Genomic DNA, 20,779 nt, shown 5'->3' with positions numbered 1-20,779 from the left:
TGCCCGAAGGCAGTCTGCTGGTGCTGTACACCGACGGCCTGGTCGAATCCTCCACCCTCGACATCGACAAGGGCATGGCCGACCTCGCCGAGGCGCTCAGCGGCACGATCTCCGGGGCTCTGCCCGGGCACCAGGATCACGCCGCCGCGCTCGACGCGACGGGGCTCCACTGCGCCGAGTGCCTCGAATCCCTGTGCGACAGTCTCATCGCCACCCTGCTGCCCGGCAGGCAAGGGACGGCCGACGACGCCGCCCTGCTGGTCGTCCACACCCACGCGCTATCGGGCGACGACATGGCGGCCTGGCCGCTGCCCGAGCACCCCAGAGCCGCGGGCGAGGCCCGCGAACACGTCCGGACCCAGCTTCACGCCTGGGACCTGGACGACCTGTCGATGACCACCGAACTGCTGGCCAGCGAACTGGTCGGCAACGTCGTCCGCCACGCCAAGGGCCCCATCCACCTGCGCATGCTCCGCAGCAACGTGCTCACCTGCGAAGTCTCCGACGGCAGCCTCACCACACCCCGCATCCGCCGCGCCGCCGACACCGACGAAGGCGGACGCGGACTCCAACTGGTGTCCGCGATCGCCCACCGCTGGGGCACCCGCTACACCGCCACCGGCAAATGCATCTGGACCGAACAACCTCTCAAGTGCCTGTCACCTGCGCTGCTCCCCGAGCAGAGCGGTCTGGATCTGTACGACCTGCTGGACGATGAGTGATACCCCCGACGAACCGGTTTCGAAAGCCAACCTCACCGCGCCGGGCCAACTCGCGGACGGGCTTGCTCGTGCCGCGGCGGCTGATATACCGGATGCGCCAGGGATAGCGATTGTTCTGCGGCAGCCTCCACGGTTGGATCGGCCGCGGAGCCAGAGAACGGCAGGTGAGCAGGTGATGGCGGACAGCTCACAGCGTGACCGGGTCATTGCGGAATGCGCGGCCAAGCCCGGATCGGTGGAGGACTACCCGTTCGGCGACGAGGTGGCTGTCTTCAAGGTGGCCGGGCGGATGTTCGCGCTGGTTTCGCTGGGTCCGCCGCCGGGGGGCGTCAGCCTCAAGTGTGATCCCGATCTGGCCACCGACCTGCGTGCTCGCCATGCCGCGATCACGCCGGGCTACCACCTCAACAAGCGGCACTGGAACACCGTGGAGCTCGATGGCTCGGTGCCTGATGAGGAGCTGCTGGAGCTGATCGATCACTCCTACGAGCTGGTGGTGGCACGACTGACCAGGGCTCAACGGAACGAGTTACGGACCTGACAGCCGGCCGCCGACGGCAAGATCACCGTCGTGATCGACGGACGGCCCACCCCGTACAGCCGGTGGTGGGCGACGCCGTCGCCTGGCTCTGCCTCACCGGCCTGCTCACCATGAGGCGGCAGTCGTCCGCCGGTTCCGCCGGACGGCCACGGCAGAGCCCGATATGGCCACGGAACCTGCTCTACCTGCCGTACGAAGCTGAAAGTCGAAAGCGCTACCGCGCCGGCCTGCGGGCGTCCAGCCGTCCGCAGGATGAGAGGCAATGGCCTGATCACGCACTCATTCTCGTCCGTTGGCGACTTCAAGAAGATCGACACCTGTGGCTGGGGGCGCGGCGGCACCTTCACCCTCTGTCGATAGTCCGACGCTGAGCATCGCTCCGAGGGGAATCGGGCGCTGATGGCCCGCTGTCCGGGCCCGAACGGCGGGGTGGCAGGCCGAGCCCCGCTACAGCTGGACGTACTGATCGAGTAGGCTGCCGATCGTGTCCGCGCCTCCTCCGCTCACCGACCGCATGCGTGCCGAGGCGCGTTCGATGCCCGGTCAGTGGCTGTACGCCATTGACCGGTTCTTCGATCCGGACGGCGCGGTCCCCCCGTACGGTGTGATCGGCGCGTGGCGGGTCGACGAGCGCGGCGAGGTGGGCGAGGAGTTCACCCCCAACCCCAACTACCGGCCCTCGCCCGTGTCACTGGGCTTCGGGGAGCCGGCCGACCCGCTCGACGCCGCCATCCAGCTGGCGGTGACCGGCTATTCGGACGGCGGGGACCTCATACCGCTCCTGCTGGAGTCGGAGGTCTTCGTGGGCGCAGGGGTCAAAGGGAAGATCCCGGTGTACGACACGGGAGTCGTCATGGCCTACACCTCGCGGGTCCACCTGCCGAAGGACCTTCCAGCCGAGGTTTCGGGCTGGCAGGTGCTGCGCGGCTCCGACCTGGTGGGCCTGATGCCCGAGGGCGTCGATCTCGCGCTCAACGCAGAGGGCGCCGCGGGCATCCGCATCCCCCGCCCGGACGGCCGCTGATCGGCCATGTCCCTTCAGCTGCCGCAGGAGCTGGCCACCCCGCTCGCCTGGACCGGCCTGGCCGTCTGGCCGGACTCCGACGAAGATGCGATCCATGCGGAGGGCGCGCGGTACTTGGTGCTCTCGGCGCAGCTGAGGCAGTCCGCGCAGGACACGGAGTCCCATCAGAGCCACGTGTTCGAGCAGAATTCCGGCGACGGCGTGGACGCCTACCGCTCGTGGGCGGAGCGAAGCGCGCCGGCCGACCGGGCGAACCGGCTGGCCGACGCCCTCGAGCTGGTCGGCCTGGCCCTGCTGAGCGCGGCGCTGATCGTGCTGCTGTGGAAGCTCGGGGTGATCGCCCAGCTCGTCGCGCTGCTGATCGCCGTCGCCCGTGCCATGGCCATGGTGGTGACCTCCCCGGCGGCCTCGCTGGCGGCCGTCGCCGCGCGTACGGCCGCGACCCGCACCGCCCTGCGCAAGCTGCTGGACGACATCGCCCGCTTCTTCTCGCGCGGCGTGGCCGACCCGCTGAAGCGCGCGGTCATGCTCCTGCGCGGCGGCGTCGGCCGGCTGCGTGGCCGCCCGGCGAACTGGGACCCCCTCAAGGCCGCCGCGAACCGCAACGTCGACATTTCCGCGATCCGGCCCCGGCCGGGCTTTCGCGGCTCCCCCTTCCCCAGCACGCGGCCGGTGTGGCGCCGGGACAACCGACCCGTCTACCGGTCCGACACCCGCCACCCCGACGAGATCTTCTCCCAGGGCTTGCAGCCGAGGAATCCCGTCAACACCGATCTGAACGGGTACGTCGCCTTCCTGGACGCGCGGGCGAGGAGCTCCGCCTTCGTCAGCACCAGCTACAACCGCAATATCCAGCAGTGGTGGCACGAGTACGGGCGGCAGGGCTGGGTGTACGAGGTCCGCACGCCCGGCGGCACCGGCCTCCGGCTGCCGAACTCGAGTTACGACGAGGTCGTCTTTCCTGGTGGCGTCGCCCCGGATTACATCACGCGAGCCCGGCCGTACCAGGTGTCCCGGAAGGGGGAGACGACGGTGGGCGACTGGCTGGATAATCCCTTCGCACGGCCTGGCTGACGGTCTCCTCGCCGAGCCGGTCGGCCCGGCGATATTCGACGTCCATCCGGCCCAGCGCCTGCTCGGCGTCCCCCAGGTCGGCCACGACCGACTCCAGCGACTCCAGCATCGCACCAACCGTCTGCCCGAAGAGCCCGCCGACCAGCCCGCCGATGGGCCCAGTGCCGAACATGGCCGGCGAGCCGCCGACTTCGCGACTGCGTGCGGCGAGATCGCCCCGCACCCCGCCGAGCCCGCCGGACGCCGTTCGCAGGATGGACGGGCGGACGTCCAGGGGTTTCATCCGCGGCTCTCGATCCGGCGGGCGAGATCGCCGATCTCCTGCGTGAGGGCGTTCATCTTCCTCATGGACTCCTCCTGGACGCCCTCCAGCGCCTGGGCCAGCCCCGCCACGTCAACGTGTTCGCGCCTGGCCTCGAGGTTCGCGCGCAGGTCATCCAGTGCGGCGTTGACGGCGACCATGATCAGGTCGCACAGCTCGTGCGAGCCCATCCGCACGACCCGCGGATCGACCTTCAACGACGTGAGCCGGCACTCCGGCGAGACCCTCGCCGACACCCGACCGTCCGCGGCCGTCCCCTCGCCACCGGCGAGTTCCTTCTCCGGCAGCGGCTCCTTTCCCAGCGCGTCGAGCCCGCGCCTGGCTTCGTCCAGGAACCGATCGAAATCCTCGAAATCCTCGAAATCCACGGCCATGGGTCGAGAGAATAGGGACGGCTGCGTACGGGAAAGCGTCATCCGGGTGAACGGCTCATGAGTGGACCAGGTCGTCGCTCAGCCCGGCCTGCCGGGCGGCATCGAAGGCTTCCTTGCTGACCGGGCCGCGGTTGCGGGTGATGGTCCCGCCATCCGCTCAAGTCCGCAACGGTCTCCTGGCGCCGCTGCACGACCACCGCAGTGATCGAACGCTTAGTCGAGCGAGAGTACCGTAACGGCGATCAGAATCAGCACGAGCGCCAACCAGCCGCCCGCGATCGCCAGTAGGGCGATCATGCAGCCCTTTCCGTTCCATGGCTGGGGTGCGGGGCCGAGGGCGCCTCGGGAGTAGGCCCACAGGGGGGCGCGGTATTCGAGTTCGAGCGCCATTCCGGGCTGGAGCCAGACCGTCAGGTCCGCAGGACCGATCCGTGCGGGGAGGAAATAGGGCAGGTGGACGTGAAGATGGTACTGGCCGGGAGGAAGGGGGATCGTGTTGCTGCCCCATCGGCCCAGCATCTGGTGGCCGTTGAGAATGATGTTGGGCGTGATCATGGCCAGCATGAAGCCAAGCCAATGCCGCTTCACCTCAAGGACGAGACGCGCCTGCGCCCCGGAGGGAACGGGCTGGGGCGGCTGGCTCCATGGGGTGTGCGGCGCGGGCGGATACATGGCGCTCATGCTACTGTCGCGGCGCCTTCACGCTCTCGGACGCTACGGGGCACATACAGGGCCCGGCAGACTCAGCGCTCCCCGAAGACCGCGCGGCCGACGGGCGGATGTGGTGGACGGCGTCTCCGAGCCCGGTGACGTTGCCGGTCTCCCACCGAGCGCGATCCCAGCTAGGCGCGGAACATTGTCCGCAGGCGGTCGAGCATGTCAGTAGCGGTCTGGAGGTTCTGCTGCAGATCGCCGGTGGAGTTTCTGAGTTGCTTGCCGATTTCGTCGCGTTCGGTGATCAGCGAGTTGTTCTTGCCCAGGAGCTCGGTGAGCTGCTCGCGCCCTTTCGCCTCGGCTTCCTGCCGCGCCTGACGGATGAGGGTGAGGATCGTTTCGGCCAGTTCTTTGGAGCCCATACGCATCGCACGGGCATCGATGTGGAGCGCCTGGACGCCTTCGGAGCTGGAGTACTCCACCACCACCCGCTGGTCGGCGGACTCGGCGCGGGCGGTGACGGCGATGGCGTTCTCCTGCACCTTCCGGATCTGGGCGAAGAACGTGTCAGAGTCCTTGGCCAGGCGTTCGGGGTCGAACCCCAGGATGTTCTTGATGTCGTCCATGTCGTCCGGTCATTCCCAGGGGTAGGCGTAGGAGCCATCGGAGTTCTGCTCCGGGGCGAAGCGGCCGGTGATCGCCGGGCTGCCGCCGGTGTACTCGGCGTCGTTGAACACCTTGACGCCGGCGACGGGGGGCAGAAGCGTCGGCAGCACTTGGCCTGCGCGGTCACCGGCCAGACCTCCGTAGAAGCCGCCTGCGGGGAAGGTGCCGCCGAAGCCGAACGCGGTGAGGTCGCGCTCCAGACGGTTGGCGCCGCCCCAGAGCAGCATGGGGCCTTGGGCGGCCATGCCGTCGGCGAAGTCGCGGGCGCCGCTGAGATCTCCCCGCACTGCATCCCCCACGACGTCTTCGGAGATGAGTGCACCGAGCAGCGCAGCGCAGGAGTGCATGGCTGTGGCCACCAGATTCTCGATGGGCCTGAGCTGCGTGTTGTACACAGCGATCAGCGTCTCGTTCGCCTTCAGCCGTGCCGTCGCGGCGCTGAGCGGGTTGATGGAGGCGATCAGCACCCAGATGGCGAGCATCGCCAGGAGCGCGGCGATCAGCGTCATCAACAGGATCATCGTCATCGTCAGGATGGCGGACAGGAACAACACCGCGCAGACGCAGGCCGCGCGGAACTCGATGCTCTGCAGATCATCCTGGAAGCGGTCCGCGTGTTTCTCGAACTCCCGGCCGTCCTCGCTCTTCCAGCCGTTCTCGGAGACGTTCGCGGTGTTGGACTCGAAATGGTCACGCGCTCGCTCCATGTCGGCCATCACCTGACGCCAGGACAGACCACCGTCCCAGAACGCCTGTGGCGCGTACTGATGGATGTACAACGGGGGGAGGAACGCCCAGGCGGCCGGCACGCCGAGCGCCGACAGGGTGATTGCGGCGCTGGTGCCGATCTGCAGGTTCTTCTTCGCCAGCCAGGGACCCTGTTCCATCCCTACCATCGGTCAGACCGCCTTCACGGTGCTGGCGTCCTCGGCAGCCTTCCAGTTGACGCCAGAGATCCTGACTCCCTCCTCGAAGAAGGAGGTGATCTCGGTCAGACGCCTGAGCGCCGCCAGTGTGTAGCCCTCGGCCGCGCTGTAGGCCACGGCGAGGGAGACGGTGTAGCCGGTCCACGACTCCTCGGCCACCCGGCAGTCGACGATCCGCGTGAGAGCGTCATGCAGAGGCTTCCCCGCCTCTGGCAGGCGCGTCAGGATCTCCCGGAACTGGTCGTGTGCGATTTCCACCTGATCGGCGTCCGGCGGCGTTGCCGGGGGCGTTCGATACGCGGAACCGAACCCGCGTGCAAGATCAGCGATGTCATTCATAAGGCCATGAGTTTAAGGCTCCCCTGACACATCAACGTGAAACCACGCCATATAACAGGGCAAATCTCTCCTGTTCACCTGCTGTTCAGCGCATTCGTTCTTGCAGGCGTAGACGCGGCTGGGCAGGTTGGCCATCGTGCCGTGGGCGTTGGCCGAGGAGGCGGGCACCAGGGCCAGCAGGACGCTGCCCCTCGGTCAGGCCCCGATTCGACTTCCGAGATTACGAAGCAACTTGATCAATGGCCGCTTCTGGCCGTACCTCGACCTGGTCTAGGGCCGTTCGAGATCGTAGGTGACGTCCGCTACGCGGACCGCCTGGACCAGCGGATCCTCGATGATCTTCCGCAGTTCCCCGATCGTGGCCAACGAGTCCACGTAGGCGTAGGCCAGGCCGTCCTTCGCGACTTTGCGCAGCCGGGCCAGGCTCAGGTCGAAGTCGTGCAGGTTGTCGTCGTCGTAGTCCTTGAGGATGCCCACCCAGCGGCGGAAGTTCGCAAGGTCCAGCTTGATCGCCTCATCAGGCTCGATCCAACGGTCCTCTCCGGCCTCATTTTCCGGCATCGGGGCTCGGTCCCACATCGTCATCCCTCCCCACGTGATGGGGATCGACCTGGGGCGCCGCTCGTATACCACCTTCTCGGCATATGACTTGTATCTGGCGGTGAAGGCGACGAGCTCTTCGGTGGTGAGCGGCTTGGCGAACTCGACCACTGCCAACGCGTTGAGCCCCTCCGGGAGCCTGGCCAGGACCTTGCGGCTGTCCTGCTTGGGCTGGTTGCCCGTACCCACGTTGACCAGCGCCGTGCTCAGCGTGGTGTTGGCGTAGCTGCCGAGCGGCAGCCTGCCCACGTGGCCGAAGAAGTCCTGGGTGACGACATGCTCGACACCTCCGTAACCACCGACGAAGCCCCCAACGGCCCGCATCGGCCTGACAGCCACGGTGAACGACATCGACAGCGGCGTGGTGGCACCCCAGTCCCGGACTTCAATGTCGTAGCCGGGGTTGTAGATCTTGAAGGCGGTGCCCAGCACGTCCGTCATGCGCAGTTCCCGGTCGCCGCGCTGCTGGATCAGGCTGGAGCCGGCCGTCGCCGCCAGGATGAGGACGACAAGTGCCGCCAGCACCGTGATCGCGGTGCGGGTGAGACCCCGCCGGACGGCCCGGCGGGTCGCCTTGGGATCGAAGTCGGGCATGGGCAGCAGATCATCGTCAGTCATAAGGAACTCCGTAGATATCGGCGAAGGCGGCTCTGGCCCGCCACACGGCCGTCTTGATCGTGGCGTGCTTCTTGCCGGTCATCGCGGCCACCTCGACCAGCGAGAAGCCCTCGAAGTAGACCATGGTGAGCAGCCTGCGGTGCTGCTCGGACAGCCGATCCAGGGCGTCGCGCACGGCCAGCGATTCGGCGTGCAGCGCAGGCACGCCGAGCTCGTCGGGGTCGGGCAGGGCCAGTTCGCGGCGGTGGCGCCGGACGTGGTCGACCAGAACGTTGCGGGCGATGGTGAGCAGCCACGCGGCCGCGTTCTCGCCGCGCCAGCCGAGCAGCGCCCTGGTCGCCTTGACGAACGTCTCCTGGGCCAGGTCCTCGGCAAGGTGGGGGTCGCGGGTTCGGCGTAACAGGAACCCGCACACGAGCGCCCAGTGCTCGCGGTACAGCTCCTCGATGATGGTGCCCTCCGCGTTCTTACGATTGTCACAACAGACCAGACGCGATCCGGACAGGAATGGTCACACGGCATCCCGGTGGATGTACGGGACGGCCCGACTCTGGGGTCCGCGATGAGCACCAAAGGAGCAAGATTCCTCAGTCCAGGCCAGGGCCTGAGCTCCAAGGACGACTCCCTGGCGCAAGACAACAACCTTGGTGCGGTGTCGGCCTGTCTCCCAGGGTGTGGGCGGCAGGCAGCGGGCGGCGAGTGGTTTGCTAAGCGACGGCGGGGTTGATGCCCGAGGTGCGGAGGGTCGTGAGGTTGTCCTGGAAGAGGGCGTCGAAGGCTTCGATCTCGTCCGTGAAAGCTTCGCCGGCGAAGTCGAGCGGGGCGCCGCCGAGGACGTCGGCGGTGTCGACCTCGGTCCGCAGGATGACGGTGGCGTTGCCTTCGAGGACCGGCTGCCACACGTCGCCGGTCTGCTGGAGCCAGCTGTGGGAGGGGCCGCCCGGGTTGCGGACCAGTACGCGCGCGTCGGGGTCGGCCAGGCCGAGGCGGGAGAGGGTGGCGCGGGAGGCGGAGACGCCGGAGCCGCAGGACTCCGTCAGCCCGGCGCCGCGCTCGAAGGTGCGGATGTAGACCTCGTCCTCGCCGAGCCGCTGGACGCAGGAGACGTTGGCGCCGATGGGGAAATTGGCGCTGTCGTCGGCCACACGGCTGCCGGTGGCGATCAGCTCGTCCTCGTCGTAGCGGTCCACCAGGGTGATCAGATGGCTGTTCGGCACGGCGAGGGCCGTGACGGTGCGCTGGGGGCTGTAGGCGGGGTTGGCCTGGTCGACATACGGCCAGGCGACGCCCGCCACGATCGGGTCGTGGGGGGTGAAGTCGACGGCGGGCAGCTCGACAGCGACCTGCCGCACGCCCTGGGCGGTGCTCTCGGCGGCGCGAACCGTGAAGGCGTAGGGGCCGGTGCGCAGGACCATCTCGTCGGCCTGGTGCCGGTCGAGCATGAGGCGGCCGGCGGCGCGCATGCCGTTGCCGCACAGCAGGGCGGGCGAGCCGTCCGGGTTGAAGAACCAGGCGTCCACGGCGCCGTCCGCGGCATCCTTGACGAAGTAGATGCCGTCGCTGCCGCCCTTCCACGCGCACAGCCGCTGCACCGCGCGGGGCAGCTCGGCGGCGGTGAAGTGGTCGTCGGGGGCGCCGTCGGCGACCAGGATGATGTTCCTGGAGCCGTGGGTCTTGGCGACCTTGGGGCGGGACATGGACGATCCTTGCTGCGGTGACGGCCGGGCTCATCCGCCAGCCTTCCTGGGCGATGATCGCGTGCCGCGCGGGCTACAGCGTGGGGTTCCGTGGAGGTTGGCCGTGGTGGGAGGCTGGGGGCGCGCCCTGGTCGCAGTCCTGTCTGCGTATCCCGCCCGCGGTCATCGGTGCATCATGGGCGTATGACGGCGTGGCAGAAGGTCGAACAGGCAGAGCCGGAGTTCGCGCAGCGCGTGCGGGCGCTGTTCGACGCCCACAGACACAAGACCATTGCCACCTTGCGAGCCGACGGGTCGCCGCGGATCTCCGGGATCGAGGCGGTCTTCGAGGACGGCGAGCTGGTCTTCGGCTCGATGCCGAACGCGCGCAAGGGCGCGGATCTCCGTCGGGATCCGCGTTTCGCTCTGCACAGCGCCACGGTCGACCCGATCGAGGGCTCCGAGGGGCAATGGCCGGGCGAGGCGAAGATCTCCGGTCGGGCGATCGCTGCCGGACCAATCACCGAGGGACCGGACGGCGACCGCTTCCACGCCGACATCGCCGAGGTCGTGCACACCCACCTCAACGACGAGGCCACGAAGCTCGTCGTCGAGTGGTGGACGCCCACGCACGGGCTGCGAAGGGTCGAGCGCGAGTAACCCCCGCCCAGGCCGGCCTCTGGGAGGCGCTGTCCAAGCTGCCGAACCGCCAGCGTACGGCCTTACCCAAAGTCGCGGCGGCGGAGGGCGAGCAGTCCGCCGCCGAGCAGCACCGTCGTGACGGCGAGCAGGGCCAGGCTCGGTCTGGCGTCCATGGGTGCTGCGGTGAAGGCGTTGGGGATGTAGTGGAACGGTTCCAGCGGGCTGCCGCCCCACCGCCCGTAGAGGGGGCCGACGACCTGCCCGAGCGCGGCGGTCAGGATCCAGACGGTCCAGGAGATCGCCGCGCTCGCCCGCGGCAGCATTGCGTAGGCGAGCAGGCACACCGCGCCGACGCACCATGCGGCCGGCACGGCGCCCAGCGCCCCGGACAGGAACCGGGGCATGTCGGTGGCGAGATCGCCCACGAGCACCGAGTACAGCGTGCCGAACACGAGCCCGGAGACGGCCATCAGCGCCGTCGTGCCGAGCCCGGTCACGATCAGGTGCCCGACCGCCCACCGGAGCCGGGTCACCGCGGTGGCCTGGACGGCCTCCGCGCGGCCTGAGGTCTCCTCCGAGCGCAGCCGCAGTGTCATGAGCACCGGGTAGAGCGCGATGGCGTACGCGAGGATCAGGATCATGTACCAGGAGTAGGCGCCGAGCATCGCATCTGCGGGTACGCCGAGGGTGCTCCTGATGTTGTCGACCACGATGCTCGGTCGCGAGAGCAGATCCCGGCCCAGCGGGCTCAACCCGGCGGCCGCCGCCGCGAAGAACACGACCCCGGCCGTCCATTTGACCAGCAGGCCGCGGTGCAGCCGCCAGGCCAGGCTGATCGGGCCGCGCAGCTCCGGTGCCGTCGCGCGCCCGAGGCGTTCGGGCAACAGCCCGGCGCCGAGGTCGCGGCGGCCGAGCAGCTGATAGGCAACGGCGGACAGGACGGCGCCGGCCAGGATTGAGATCCCGAGCATCCACCACCGCTCGTCCTGGTAGGCCTGCACCAGATGGCTCCAGCCGATCGGGGACAGGTACTTCAGCCAGTACTGCGCGCTCGCATCACCGGCATAGCGCATCACGAAGGAGATGGCGAGCAGGGACAGGCCGATCGCGGTGGCCGTACGGGCGTTGCGCGCCAGCTGGGCGGCGACGGCGGCGATGCCTGCGAACACCCAGCCCGCCACCGTGATGGCGGCCCCGTAGGCGAGCGATCCGATCGGTTCGAGCCCGATCCCGATCAGCACGACGGCCGTCACGAGCCCGCCGAGCAGACTGTTCCCCGCCGCTACCAGCATGGCGGCGGTCAGCTGAGCGTGACGGCTCACCACGGCCGAGCGGACCAGCTCGCTGCGGCCGGCGTCCTCCTCCCGGCGCGTGTGCCGGACGACGGACATGACGGCCGCGAACGCGCTCGCCACATAGAGGAACCCGCCGCTGCGCCACGTGGCGAGCACCTCCAGCCGCGGTTCGGCGAACCCGCCGCCGAGCCCTTGGAGGAAGGCGTTGCTGCGGATGATGTCGATGTACGCGAGTTTCAGCTCGTAGGTGCCCATGTTCCTGTTGATGTAGGCGACCATCGTCAGGGCCATGGTCACGATCAGCAGGATCCACCAGGGGGCGATGGTCCTTTCCCGGCGCAGCGCCAGGCGGATCAGGTGGCCGGTGCCAGTGAAAGGGTTCATCGTGCCGCTCCTGCGTGTCGCCCGTCGCTCCCGCCGGTGCGGTCGTAGTGCCGTAGGAACAGCTCCTCCAGGGTGGGGGGCCGGCTGACAAGGCCGCGTACGCCGGCGTCGGTGAGGTGCCGCAGCACGGCGTCCAGGCCGGTGGTGTCGACGTCGAACCACACCCGGCTGCCCTCGGCGCGCAGGTCATGCACGCCGGGCAGGCCGGCCAGCCCGTCCGCCGGCGCCGCCAGATCGGCCTGGATGGAGGTGCGGGTGAGATGACGCAGGCCGGCCAGGGTGCCGCTTTCGACCGTGCGTCCGTCCTTGATGATGGTCACCCGGTCGCACAGCGCTTCGACCTCGGCCAGGATGTGGCTGGACAGCAGTACGGTCCGGTTTCCGCGGCGCTGCTCCTGGCGTACCGTCTCGCGGAAGACCTCCTCCATCAGGGGGTCCAGCCCGGTGGTGGGTTCGTCGAGGATGAGCAGCTCGACGTCGGAGGCCAGCGCGGCGATCAGGGCCACCTTTTGCCGGTTGCCCTTGGAGTAGGCGCGGCACTTCTTGCGGGGGTCCAGGTCGAAGCGCTCCAGCAGCTCGGCGCGGCGCCGCTCGTCGAGCCCGCCGCGCAGCCGTCCGAGCAGGTCGATCACCTCGCCGCCGGACAGACGGGGCCACAGCGTGACATCGCCGGGTACGTAGGCCAGCCTGCGATGCAGTTCCGTCGCGTCGGCCCACGGATCGCCGCCGAGCAGCCGGGCGGTGCCCGCGTCGGCGCGAAGCATGCCGAGCAGGATCCGGATCGTGGTGCTCTTGCCCGCGCCGTTCGGCCCCAGGAAGCCGTGCACCTCTCCGGTGCCCACGACGAGATCGAGGCCGTCCAGTGCGCGGGTGGCGCCGAACGTCTTGATTAAGCCTGTTACGGATATCGCGTCACTCATCAGGGGTGCTCCTCGGCCGACCGGAGTGTGGTTTCGGTGTCCGTCCGGGTCTTGTCCAGGGCGTCGCGGTACGCGGCGGCCTCTTCCGGGCTGAGCCAGGGGTGGGAGTAGAGGTCGAGCACGGTCAGGGCGAGCAGGTGGGCGCCTTCGTGGCTGGACACGTCGACACCCAGCCCTCGGGACACGTGCTTGTGGAGGATTCCGACGGCCATGGCCATCGCCGTGCCCACCGTCGCCCTGGCCTTGCGGTCGGCGAAGGGGGGATCGGAGCGGCGCTCGTCGAGACCTGCGAGCCACTGCTCGCTCATCTGGACCATCGCGTCGAACACCGGCTCGGCCCATCCCTCGGTCAGGGCGCGCGCCAGGTATCGCTGGTAGGGCCCGAGGGCCGCCAGGGAGGCCGCGACGTAGTTCACGCCGCTCACGCCGCCGGCGGCCGTGTCGGCGCTGGCCTGCTCGTTGATCCTGCTGATCAGCTTGACCAGGTGGGCGTCGCACGCCTCGCGCAGCGCCTGCTTGGACCCGAAGTGATGGCGCAGCAGTCCCGGGGAGACGCCCGCGGTCTCGGCGATCCCTCGGGTTGTCGCCTTCTCGAAGCCATGCTCCCCGAAATGCCGCAAGGCCGCGTCTCTGATCCGCGCGCGAGCGGTCAGGTCCTCAGGGTCGGGTCTTGATGTCGTCACTGCCCATGGCTCCTATCCAAACGCATAGAGAATTGCTCATATGGAGAGAATACTATGCGAGTGCATAGGAAGTCTGCAGCGCGAGAGTGAACGGGCGTTCGGGGAGGCTGGAGGTCGAGGAGGAAGCGCGCAGGAATTAGCGATGGCGGGCCCCGGATGCCCCGACGCCCAGGGGGCGCAGTTGGTTCCGGGTACTATCCGCAGTTCTCAGACGAGGTCCGATCCCAGGTGGTTTAGGAGTTTCGTCGCTAAGATCACCTGGAACGCCGTAGCCCATGAAGGCGGAGTATTGATCGTCTCTCAGCGCACCCTCAACCGTACGCTTCTCGACCGGCAGTTCCTGCTGAGCCGCTCCTCTCGCGCGCCTCTGGACGTGGTCCGGCATCTGGTCGCCGTTCAAGGGCAGGAACCGAACTGGCCGTACGTCGGGCTGTGGACGCGCATCGACGGCTTCCGGCACGAACACCTCGACATGTTGATCCACGATCGCAGCGTGGTGCGCTCGACCGTGATCCGCAGGACCGTGCACCTGGTGTGTCCCCACGACTTCGCCTGGCTCCGGCCGGCGGTTGAGCCCATCGTCAGCGTCGCCCTGCGGCACGCCTATTACGCGCAGGAGATCGAGGGACTCAACCTCGGCAAGCTGGCACAGATCGGCCGGGAGGTGCTCAGCGGCCGATCGCTGACCCGGCGCGAACTCGGCCGGTTGCTCGGCGAGCGGTTCCCCGGACGTCATGCGGGCCGGCTCGCCGATGCGGTGGAAATCTTGGAGCCGCTCGTCCACGGCCCATCGGCCGGTGTCTGGGGAAAGTGGAGGAACCGGTCCTCGATCGAGGTGACCCTCGCGGAGGACTGGACAGGCATCCCCATGGCCTCGGAACGGCGGCTCGAGACGATGGTCCTGCGCTACCTGGCGGCGTTCGGGCCGGCGAGCGTCATGGACGTGCAGGCCTGGGCCGGCGTGACGCGCCTGCGCGAGGTGATGGAAGGGCTCAGACCACGCCTGCGCGTCCACCGGAACGAAGACGGCAAGGAGTTGTTCGACCTGCCCGAGGCGACGCTCGCCGACCCCGACCTGCCGGCCCCGGTGCGGTTCCTGCCCGCGTTCGACAACAGTCTGCTCGGCCATCGGGACCGGACGCGCGTGATCAGCGAGGAGGACCGCAAGCGCATCGCTCCGGCAGCCTCGGGCGGCGTTCCAACGTTCCTCGTGGACGGCTTCGTCCGCGGCACATGGGCACTGAAGGACGGGACCGTGCTCATTTCACCGTTCCGGCCGCTGGCCGACCCCGGAGCGGTGCTCGAAGAGGCGGAACGTATGCTCCCCTTCATTGAGGCGCACGCCGCCCAGATCGCGTGATCAAGGAATGGTTCTTCAGGCACTCTCCGCCGGCAGACTCCCTCACGACACGTCGAGCAGCGTGAAGCCCGGATGAAGTCGATCTCCATCATCACCACTTCCACCACGGGCTTCACGCATGATCGTCGCTTACTCGGCCGGGGAGAAACGACCTAGCAGCACCGCCTGCCCCCGGCGGTCCTGACGTAGCACCCGGATCCCCCGGGCGGGCAGTAGCACACCAGGTAGACCTTCCAGAGCCCGCTGTGACAGTTGGCGTTGTACCGGCACGAGCTCCAGTACCCGGCGCCGGTACTGCTCGGCGTGCATGAAACGGTGCCCGCAGCGGCGGCGTTTCCGGGAATCACCCACCCCAGGGCGCGGTCCGCGATCTTTCCGAGGACGGCGTTCAGCGCCCTCTCCCGACCTTCTTCCCGCACGGCACCAGCCGCTTGTTCCAGCACGAGGTCCCCTGGCCATCCATCGTGCACGTCATGACGACTCGAACGCCGAAGATACACGGCCCCTTCTTGACGAAGGCGCTAGCGGCCTCCTCCCGCAGGATCCGGCTCAGCACGCGATCCGACAGTGATTCGATGAATTTCATTTGTTTCCTTTCACTAGATCCCCATCAGCTTTCTGATGGTGATGGCATGGATTTCGGACACCGGGAAATAGCCGAGATCGCGGGAGTCGAAGCTGACGTCCGCGTTGTCGCCGAGAAGGATCAGTTGCCCGCTGGGCACCCGCTCTTCGGACAGGACGGTCCGCGGCATCGGGGGGACCGGATCGCCGGGCAGCGCGGCGATGCGCTTGATGAGAAGCCGCCCTCCCACCGGCAGCGGGTTGACGACGACGGCGACCTGACCTCGGCGCAGGGCCGACGGCGAGACCCGGCGGGCCAAGACCCTGTCCCCGTCGACCAGGGTGGGGTTCATGCTGTCGCCATCCACGCGGATGATCGAATACGTACGGCGCAGCCATACGACCAGGGCGGCGACGAGCAGCAGAACGGCGGCGGGAGACCAGATCTTCATGCGACCGCCGCCTCGGCATGCCCCTGAGCTTGCAGGCGGAAAAGTCGCGCGTACCGGCCGCCGGCCGCCATGAGTTCGTGGTGAGTTCCGGATTCCACGATCGTTCCGTGCTCCATCATGCGTGGACCGTCTCCGGCAGGTCGACGTCACTACCGATGACGGTTCCGGTGGCGTCCGTCGTGATCACTGTCGGGAATTCGGACACCCGGAACGACTTCTGGAGGGGGCCGTGCGGCTCCTCCCGCACCACCCGGGCCACCGCAGCCAGCCGCTCGAACTCCGCCGCGGCATCGTCATCACCGCCGGTCACCACCACGGCCATGACCGGATCTGAGGTCCGTCCGGCCCGCTCGACGAACTCCGGCAACAATTGCCTGCACGGCGCGCAACCGGGCGAGAAGAAACCGATCAGTGCGGGGGCGCCCATCAAGGATTCTGCGGAGATCGGGTCACCCTCGGAGGTCAAGGCCGTGAACGATGGGATCTTCTCGCCGGGCTCAGGCCCGTTGACCATCTCGGGGAGCTGGGCCGAAAGCATGCGCAGCCGACGCACCACACCGACGAGCAGCAGCAGGTTGGCCAGGCCCAGCAGTCCGACCAGCACGACCGCCGCGGTCAGGTAGACCATCACAGCCCTCCAGAAGTGTCAACGAAAAGATCAACGACATCGTCGAAAGCGATCACGAAAACCGCACCGATCAGGCCCGCGGGCACCGCGATCGCCAGCCCGGCGGCCGGCAGCGGAATCTCGCCTGCGGCACGGCCGCCGCTGCCTCCCCTGAGGCCACCACACCCGCCACGGGCATACGGAAACGCTCAGGCAGCATCGCCGGCATCGCCAGCATCGCCAGCATCGCCGGCGACGACGCGAACGACCGCAGGGCGGCACGGCTGCGAAGCTTGCTGAACGCGGCGACCGCGAAAACAACCCCGATGAGCACCTGACACCCGACAAGCGAGCAGATCCACGATGGTCGATGTTCCCGTCCCTCACTAGCGCGCCACTGGCGCGGCGTTAGTGGCAGAGGCACTCGGCGCCGACGGCGGGTCAGGACGGCTCAGGCGTGCTGTCCGGCAGCGCGGGCTCCGTCGCTCAGGTGGCCAGGTCGCAGTGCTTCAGGCTGAGGAGGCCCGCGTCTCGTGCTCGAGGTCGCCGCCGGACCCGAGGCACGCAGAGGTTGCGACATACCCCCGGCATACCGGGATATGGTCTGATTTTGTCCCGAAGCGACAAAGTCAAATGCTTCGGGAACGGAGAATGATGCCAAGGCTCGCAAGGAAGCTCGTAGCCGTAACCACGCTCAGCCTGACAGCAGCAGCTACGTTGCTGGTCGGTGCCGGCGCCGCTAACGCGGCTTACCCGGTCTGCAAGACAGGAGTCATCCGCGACATGGCCAGCGGGGGGGACTACGGCTGGGCCAAGTGCATATCAGGCCGGGCATTTCGGGCTGTTATCGGCTGCAAGGTGAGCGCTCAGGCGACAGCCTGGGACAACGTTTACGGCTCCTGGACAGCTCCCGGCGCGCGCAAAAGTGACAAGCAGTGCCCAGACCACAAACCGTACCTTCGCAGCGTGAGCATCGAACGCAAGCCGAAGCTACGCCGGCCGTAGGCGATGACGCGGTGGCAGGCTGCCAGGAGGGCGCGTTCCTGCTTCTCCCAGGACTGAGCGTTGAGCGGGTAGCCGTGGATGAGGATGATCGGGCGGCCGGTCGTCCATGGGTTTCCGTTCGCGGGTCGAAGGGTCATGCCGCGCTCTGCCGTAGCCGGCGGCGTTCCGCCGGGGTGGTGCCGTCCCACACAACAACGATGTCGCCGTACGTCATCTATGTGCTCAAACGGAGTGTCGTTCTACACGTGGTCGCGAATCGCGACGCGAACCATTCGGTTCACCTTCGCGGCAATTGATCGATTCAACTCCCATCCGTCGTCAGCCCGCGGAGACTCCATGTGGACCTTCTTGACCATCCTGTTCGCGCTTTTGTGCCTGTTCATGGCTGTGTCCCCTCGGGGCTTCTGGCGAATGCGGGCCTCCGGTTACAAGAACCCCGAGGCCCACGAACCCAGCGACGGCACCGTGACATTCACCCGCGTCCTCGGGATCGTCACACTGGTGGTGCTGGTCCTCGTCTTCATCCCCGCGGCCATCGAACACGACCAGAAACCCGCAGAGACGACGACCTACCAGGAAACCCGCGAAGAACCCGAGCCAACCCCCGAGCAGACTTGCGAGAAGGGCACCTTCCTCTGCCCCGAAGATTGACCCTTCAACCGTAGATTTCCGCCTTCGCGGTAGTTCTCAGGCGTCCTTGACGGGGAATCGGGCTGTCGGTGGTGACGCTCAGTTGCGCGCTCGGCGGCGCGAAATGCGTATTCGCGACCTGGCATTCGAAGCTCGGACGAAGCGAGACCCGTCGCTGGGGCGACAGGTTGCGGAATGCATCGGCAGGGCGCCTCGGGGTCGGCCGCCGCTGCGCGAGGGGTGTCGATCGGGATCGGTGGGCGCTACCGGAGTTGGCCGCGGCGGCGGGTCAGGTAGGCGGTTTCGGCGGTGTTGCCCGCCAGCTCGATGGCTTTGTCGTAGGCCGCGCGCGACTGCTGACTGTGGCCCAGCCGGCGCAGCAGGTCGGCGCGGGTGGCGTGGTAGGCGTGATAGCCGGCCAGCTTGTCCTCGAGACGGTCGATGGCTGCCAGTGCCACCTGCGGGCCGTCGAGTTCGGCGGCCGCGATGGCCCGGTTGAGGGCGATGATCGGTGAGGGGTCGAGGCGGACGAGCTGATCGTAGAGGGCGAGGACCTGCGACCAGTCGGTGTCACGGACGTCGCGGGCGGAGGTGTGCACGGCGTTGATCGCGGCGAGGATCTGGTAGCGGCCTGGAGCCACCCCGGCGGCGGCCGCGGCGAGGCGCTCGCGCACCAGGTGGTGACCTTCGGCGATCAGCGCCGTGTCCCAGGCCCCACGGTCCTGCTCGTCGAGGGCGACCAGTTCGCCGCTGGCCGAGACCCGGGCGGTGCGGCGGGCCTCGGTGAGGAGCATCAGCGCCAGCAGCCCGGCCACCTCGCCGTCGTCGGGCATGAGGGCACGGATCAGGCGGGTGAGCCGGATCGCCTCGGCGGTCAGGTCGTGACGCACCGAGTCGGTGCCGGGGCCGGTCGCCAGGTAGCCCTCGTTGAACACCAGATACAGCACGGCGAGTACGCCGGTGACGCGTGCCGGGAGATCCTCGGCGGACGGCACCCGATACGGGATGCGAGCCGCCTTGATCTTGGCTTTCGCGCGGGTGATGCGCCGCTCCAAGGCGGTCTCCTGGACCAGGAAAGCGCGGGCGATCTCGGGCACGGTCAGACCGCCGACCATGCGCAGCGTCAGCGCCACCCTGGCCTGGATCCCCAGCGCCGGGTGACAGCAGGTGAAGATCAGCCGGAGCCGGTCGTCGTCGATGGCGCCGACAGGCTCGGGCGGGTCGTCGTACACCATCTGAGCCTCCTTGTGCTTGTCGTCGCGCTTGTTCTCGCGCCGGATCCGGTCGATGGCCTTGCGGTTGGCGGTTGTGGTCAGCCAGGCGCCGGGGTTGGGGGGTACGCCGTCGGCCCGCCACCGCTCGACGGCGGTCGCGAACGCCTCGGCGGCCGCCTCCTCGGCGATGTCGAGGTCACCGAAACGCCTGGTCAGGGCGGCGATCACCCGCGCCCACTCGTCGTGGTGGGCCCGGGTGATCGCCTCCTCGACGTCGCTCACTGGAACGGCCGCACCTCGATCTTCCGATCGCAGACCTTCGACGCCTCGGTGGCGAGCTTGAGCGCCACATCCAGATCGGGGGCCTCCCACACCCAGACGCCGGCGAGGTACTCCTTCGACTCCACGAAAGGCCCGTCGCTGAACACTGCCTGCTCGCCCCGGTTGTCGATGACCGTGGCCGCGTCGGTGTCCGCGAGTCCGCCCGCGAAAACCCAGTAGCCCTCGGCGATCAGTCGTTCGTTGAACGCGCTGATGGCAGGCCCCCTGTCCGTGCTGCCGGGATTGCTCTTGTCATCGATCACGGAAACCAGGTACTGCATCTGAAGATCATCTCCTGTGGTGTCAAGACAGCGTGGTTCGGTGGTCAGGGACTTCAGGCCCTTGCATACCGCGGGCGCCCAGCCGGCCGGTAGACCTGGATCGTCACGCCCTTGGAGTCGACGCGCGACTCGACCAGGTCGAGCGCAAGATCCGGGCCCGCGTCCGGGAACAGCCGCGCGCCCTGGCCGACGACCACCGGGACGGTGAGCAGAGTCATCTCGTCGACTAGATCGTTCTCCAGCAGCCACCGGGTCAGGATGCCACTGCCGTGCACCTGCAACTCACCCCCCGGCTTGGCCTTCAGCTCACTGATGGCCGCCGCGAGGTCACCGCGGAGAACGGTCGTGTCCTCCCAACGCGGCGCGGTGAGCGTAGTCGAGGCAACGTACTTGGGGGCCTCGTTCAAGGCCACGCCGATGGGATGTGCGCGCATCTGGTCGATTGATCCCCAGGAGCCGGCGAACAGCTCGTAGGTGCGCCGGCCGAACAGGAACGCCTCTGCGCGCTGGTAGGTCTGCGTGATGAACGTCCTGGTCTCGTCGTCGCCCTTCCCCCGGGCCCATCCGCCGCGCTCGAATCCGTTCCTGCGGTCATCCGACGCACCGCCGTTTCCCTGCATCACTCCATCGATGGTGACCTGAGTCATGGTCGTCAGCTTCATGATCGCGGTTCCTTACCTTGGCGCCGCCTCTTGTGGGCGGCCTCACCCCTGCTACGAACACCACCGCCCCGATCCGACACCGCCTCCCGGATTTCTGGGACTGTACGGTTTTCGGTGTAACTCCTGATCAAGGAGAACGCACCTGATGAGTACTGTGATCCAGGCATCGACGGAGATCGACCTGGAGGACACCGCGGTGGCACGCACGGAGCCCAAGGACGCA

At 68.1% G+C, this 20,779-nt stretch carries 26 protein-coding genes and 1 pseudogene; 7 read left to right on the top strand and 20 right to left on the bottom strand.

Annotated elements, in window-relative coordinates; translation table 11 throughout:
* The 4 genes from EJK15_RS55575 to EJK15_RS55560 all read left to right on the top strand — a co-directional run.
* A partial coding sequence (locus EJK15_RS55575; RefSeq protein WP_171075110.1) for a SpoIIE family protein phosphatase occupies window positions 1–722 on the top strand: 722 nt, incomplete at its 5' end.
* On the top strand, window positions 715–1,263 hold the full coding sequence (locus EJK15_RS55570; protein ID WP_338089946.1) for an MmcQ/YjbR family DNA-binding protein: 549 nt from the start codon (window positions 715–717) through the stop codon (window positions 1,261–1,263). The genes EJK15_RS55575 and EJK15_RS55570, both read left to right, overlap by 8 nt.
* Before the next feature lie 484 nt (window positions 1,264–1,747).
* A complete protein-coding gene (locus EJK15_RS55565) occupies window positions 1,748–2,287 on the top strand; it encodes a type VII secretion system-associated protein (RefSeq protein WP_138718534.1) in 540 nt (179 codons plus the stop codon).
* Between the two features lie 6 nt (window positions 2,288–2,293).
* Complete coding sequence (locus EJK15_RS55560) at window positions 2,294–3,361, top strand: scabin-related ADP-ribosyltransferase (RefSeq protein WP_138718533.1); 1,068 nt, start codon at window positions 2,294–2,296, stop codon at window positions 3,359–3,361.
* On the opposite strand, the gene EJK15_RS55555 is transcribed toward EJK15_RS55560, so the two are convergent.
* The 9 genes from EJK15_RS55555 to dapF form a co-directional block, all read right to left on the bottom strand.
* Window positions 3,273–3,644: a hypothetical protein gene (locus EJK15_RS55555; protein WP_138718532.1), complete on the bottom strand. Its 372-nt coding sequence runs from the start codon at window positions 3,642–3,644 to the stop codon at window positions 3,273–3,275. The genes EJK15_RS55560 and EJK15_RS55555 overlap by 89 nt on opposite strands.
* Entirely contained in the window at window positions 3,641–4,057 is a 417-nt protein-coding gene (locus tag EJK15_RS55550; RefSeq protein ID WP_171075109.1) for a YbaB/EbfC family nucleoid-associated protein, read from the bottom strand. The genes EJK15_RS55555 and EJK15_RS55550 overlap by 4 nt, the downstream gene beginning before the upstream one ends.
* 213 nt (window positions 4,058–4,270) lie before the next feature.
* Window positions 4,271–4,729, bottom strand: a complete 459-nt coding sequence (locus EJK15_RS55545; protein ID WP_206061750.1) for a hypothetical protein — start codon at window positions 4,727–4,729, stop codon at window positions 4,271–4,273.
* Between the two features lie 170 nt (window positions 4,730–4,899).
* The gene (locus EJK15_RS55540; protein WP_138718530.1) at window positions 4,900–5,337 is read right to left on the bottom strand and encodes a YbaB/EbfC family nucleoid-associated protein; all 438 of its coding nucleotides are present in this window, start codon (window positions 5,335–5,337) and stop codon (window positions 4,900–4,902) included.
* A 9-nt stretch (window positions 5,338–5,346) separates the two neighbouring features.
* Window positions 5,347–6,264: a hypothetical protein gene (locus tag EJK15_RS55535; RefSeq protein ID WP_138718529.1), complete on the bottom strand. Its 918-nt coding sequence runs from the start codon at window positions 6,262–6,264 to the stop codon at window positions 5,347–5,349.
* A 12-nt stretch (window positions 6,265–6,276) separates the two neighbouring features.
* On the bottom strand, window positions 6,277–6,642 hold the full coding sequence (locus EJK15_RS55530) for a hypothetical protein (protein ID WP_138718528.1): 366 nt from the start codon (window positions 6,640–6,642) through the stop codon (window positions 6,277–6,279).
* Window positions 6,643–6,912: 270 nt separating this feature from the next.
* Window positions 6,913–7,860, bottom strand: a complete 948-nt coding sequence (locus EJK15_RS55525; protein ID WP_138718527.1) for a hypothetical protein — start codon at window positions 7,858–7,860, stop codon at window positions 6,913–6,915.
* A complete protein-coding gene (locus EJK15_RS55520) occupies window positions 7,853–8,299 on the bottom strand; it encodes an RNA polymerase sigma factor (protein WP_276615544.1) in 447 nt (148 codons plus the stop codon). The genes EJK15_RS55525 and EJK15_RS55520 overlap by 8 nt, the downstream gene beginning before the upstream one ends.
* A 268-nt stretch (window positions 8,300–8,567) precedes the next feature.
* Window positions 8,568–9,557 carry a diaminopimelate epimerase gene (gene dapF / locus EJK15_RS55515; RefSeq protein WP_138718525.1) on the bottom strand — a complete coding sequence of 330 codons (990 nt, stop codon included), beginning with the start codon at window positions 9,555–9,557 and terminating at the stop codon, window positions 8,568–8,570.
* Window positions 9,558–9,740: 183 nt separating this feature from the next.
* Here dapF and EJK15_RS55510 point away from each other — a divergent pair, with 183 nt between their 5' ends.
* Complete coding sequence (locus tag EJK15_RS55510) at window positions 9,741–10,196, top strand: pyridoxamine 5'-phosphate oxidase family protein (RefSeq protein ID WP_138718524.1); 456 nt, start codon at window positions 9,741–9,743, stop codon at window positions 10,194–10,196.
* A gap of 62 nt (window positions 10,197–10,258) precedes the next feature.
* Here EJK15_RS55510 and EJK15_RS55505 read toward each other — a convergent pair whose 3' ends face one another.
* From EJK15_RS55505 to EJK15_RS55495, 3 genes are read right to left on the bottom strand one after another with little or no spacing between them, the layout of a single operon-like run.
* Window positions 10,259–11,857, bottom strand: a complete 1,599-nt coding sequence (locus EJK15_RS55505) for an ABC transporter permease (RefSeq protein WP_138718523.1) — start codon at window positions 11,855–11,857, stop codon at window positions 10,259–10,261.
* Window positions 11,854–12,777 (bottom strand): ABC transporter ATP-binding protein, encoded by a 924-nt coding sequence (locus EJK15_RS55500; protein WP_138718522.1) that lies wholly within the window; start codon window positions 12,775–12,777, stop codon window positions 11,854–11,856. Before EJK15_RS55500 ends, EJK15_RS55505 begins: the two co-directional genes overlap by 4 nt.
* Window positions 12,777–13,460, bottom strand: coding sequence for a TetR/AcrR family transcriptional regulator (locus EJK15_RS55495; protein WP_138718521.1), 684 nt, complete (start codon window positions 13,458–13,460; stop codon window positions 12,777–12,779). Before EJK15_RS55495 ends, EJK15_RS55500 begins: the two co-directional genes overlap by 1 nt.
* A gap of 142 nt (window positions 13,461–13,602) precedes the next feature.
* Between EJK15_RS55495 and EJK15_RS55490 the strand changes: the two genes are divergently transcribed.
* Window positions 13,603–14,820: a winged helix DNA-binding domain-containing protein gene (locus EJK15_RS55490; protein ID WP_138718520.1), complete on the top strand. Its 1,218-nt coding sequence runs from the start codon at window positions 13,603–13,605 to the stop codon at window positions 14,818–14,820.
* 388 nt (window positions 14,821–15,208) lie between these two features.
* On the opposite strand, the gene EJK15_RS55485 is transcribed toward EJK15_RS55490, so the two are convergent.
* The 5 genes and pseudogenes from EJK15_RS55485 to EJK15_RS75525 all read right to left on the bottom strand — a co-directional run.
* Window positions 15,209–15,406 (bottom strand): hypothetical protein, encoded by a 198-nt coding sequence (locus EJK15_RS55485; protein WP_138718519.1) that lies wholly within the window; start codon window positions 15,404–15,406, stop codon window positions 15,209–15,211.
* 13 nt (window positions 15,407–15,419) lie between these two features.
* Entirely contained in the window at window positions 15,420–15,836 is a 417-nt protein-coding gene (locus tag EJK15_RS55480) for a S26 family signal peptidase (RefSeq protein WP_138718518.1), read from the bottom strand.
* Window positions 15,837–15,951: 115 nt separating this feature from the next.
* Window positions 15,952–16,464, bottom strand: a complete 513-nt coding sequence (locus EJK15_RS55470) for a TlpA family protein disulfide reductase (protein WP_138718517.1) — start codon at window positions 16,462–16,464, stop codon at window positions 15,952–15,954.
* A gap of 70 nt (window positions 16,465–16,534) precedes the next feature.
* Window positions 16,535–16,777, bottom strand: a complete 243-nt coding sequence (locus EJK15_RS55465; protein ID WP_138718516.1) for a hypothetical protein — start codon at window positions 16,775–16,777, stop codon at window positions 16,535–16,537.
* A gap of 649 nt (window positions 16,778–17,426) precedes the next feature.
* Window positions 17,427–17,546, bottom strand: a pseudogene (locus EJK15_RS75525) (alpha/beta fold hydrolase); the annotation flags it as partial.
* A gap of 238 nt (window positions 17,547–17,784) precedes the next feature.
* Between EJK15_RS75525 and EJK15_RS55455 the strand changes: the two are divergent.
* The gene (locus EJK15_RS55455) at window positions 17,785–18,099 is read left to right on the top strand and encodes a DUF6199 family natural product biosynthesis protein (RefSeq protein WP_171075107.1); all 315 of its coding nucleotides are present in this window, start codon (window positions 17,785–17,787) and stop codon (window positions 18,097–18,099) included.
* Between the two features lie 242 nt (window positions 18,100–18,341).
* Here the strand turns inward: EJK15_RS55455 and EJK15_RS55450 are convergent, their stop codons facing one another.
* From EJK15_RS55450 to EJK15_RS55440, 3 genes are read right to left on the bottom strand one after another with little or no spacing between them, the layout of a single operon-like run.
* Window positions 18,342–19,574: an RNA polymerase sigma factor gene (locus EJK15_RS55450; protein WP_138718514.1), complete on the bottom strand. Its 1,233-nt coding sequence runs from the start codon at window positions 19,572–19,574 to the stop codon at window positions 18,342–18,344.
* Window positions 19,571–19,894 (bottom strand): YciI family protein, encoded by a 324-nt coding sequence (locus EJK15_RS55445; RefSeq protein WP_138718513.1) that lies wholly within the window; start codon window positions 19,892–19,894, stop codon window positions 19,571–19,573. The genes EJK15_RS55450 and EJK15_RS55445 overlap by 4 nt, the downstream gene beginning before the upstream one ends.
* 53 nt (window positions 19,895–19,947) lie before the next feature.
* Window positions 19,948–20,556, bottom strand: a complete 609-nt coding sequence (locus EJK15_RS55440) for a dihydrofolate reductase family protein (RefSeq protein WP_138718512.1) — start codon at window positions 20,554–20,556, stop codon at window positions 19,948–19,950.
* Window positions 20,557–20,779 lie beyond the last annotated feature (223 nt).

Source organism: Nonomuraea basaltis, assembly GCF_005893125.1.
GTDB lineage: Bacteria > Actinomycetota > Actinomycetes > Streptosporangiales > Streptosporangiaceae > Nonomuraea > Nonomuraea basaltis.
This window is presented reverse-complemented; position numbering and strand designations above follow the sequence as displayed.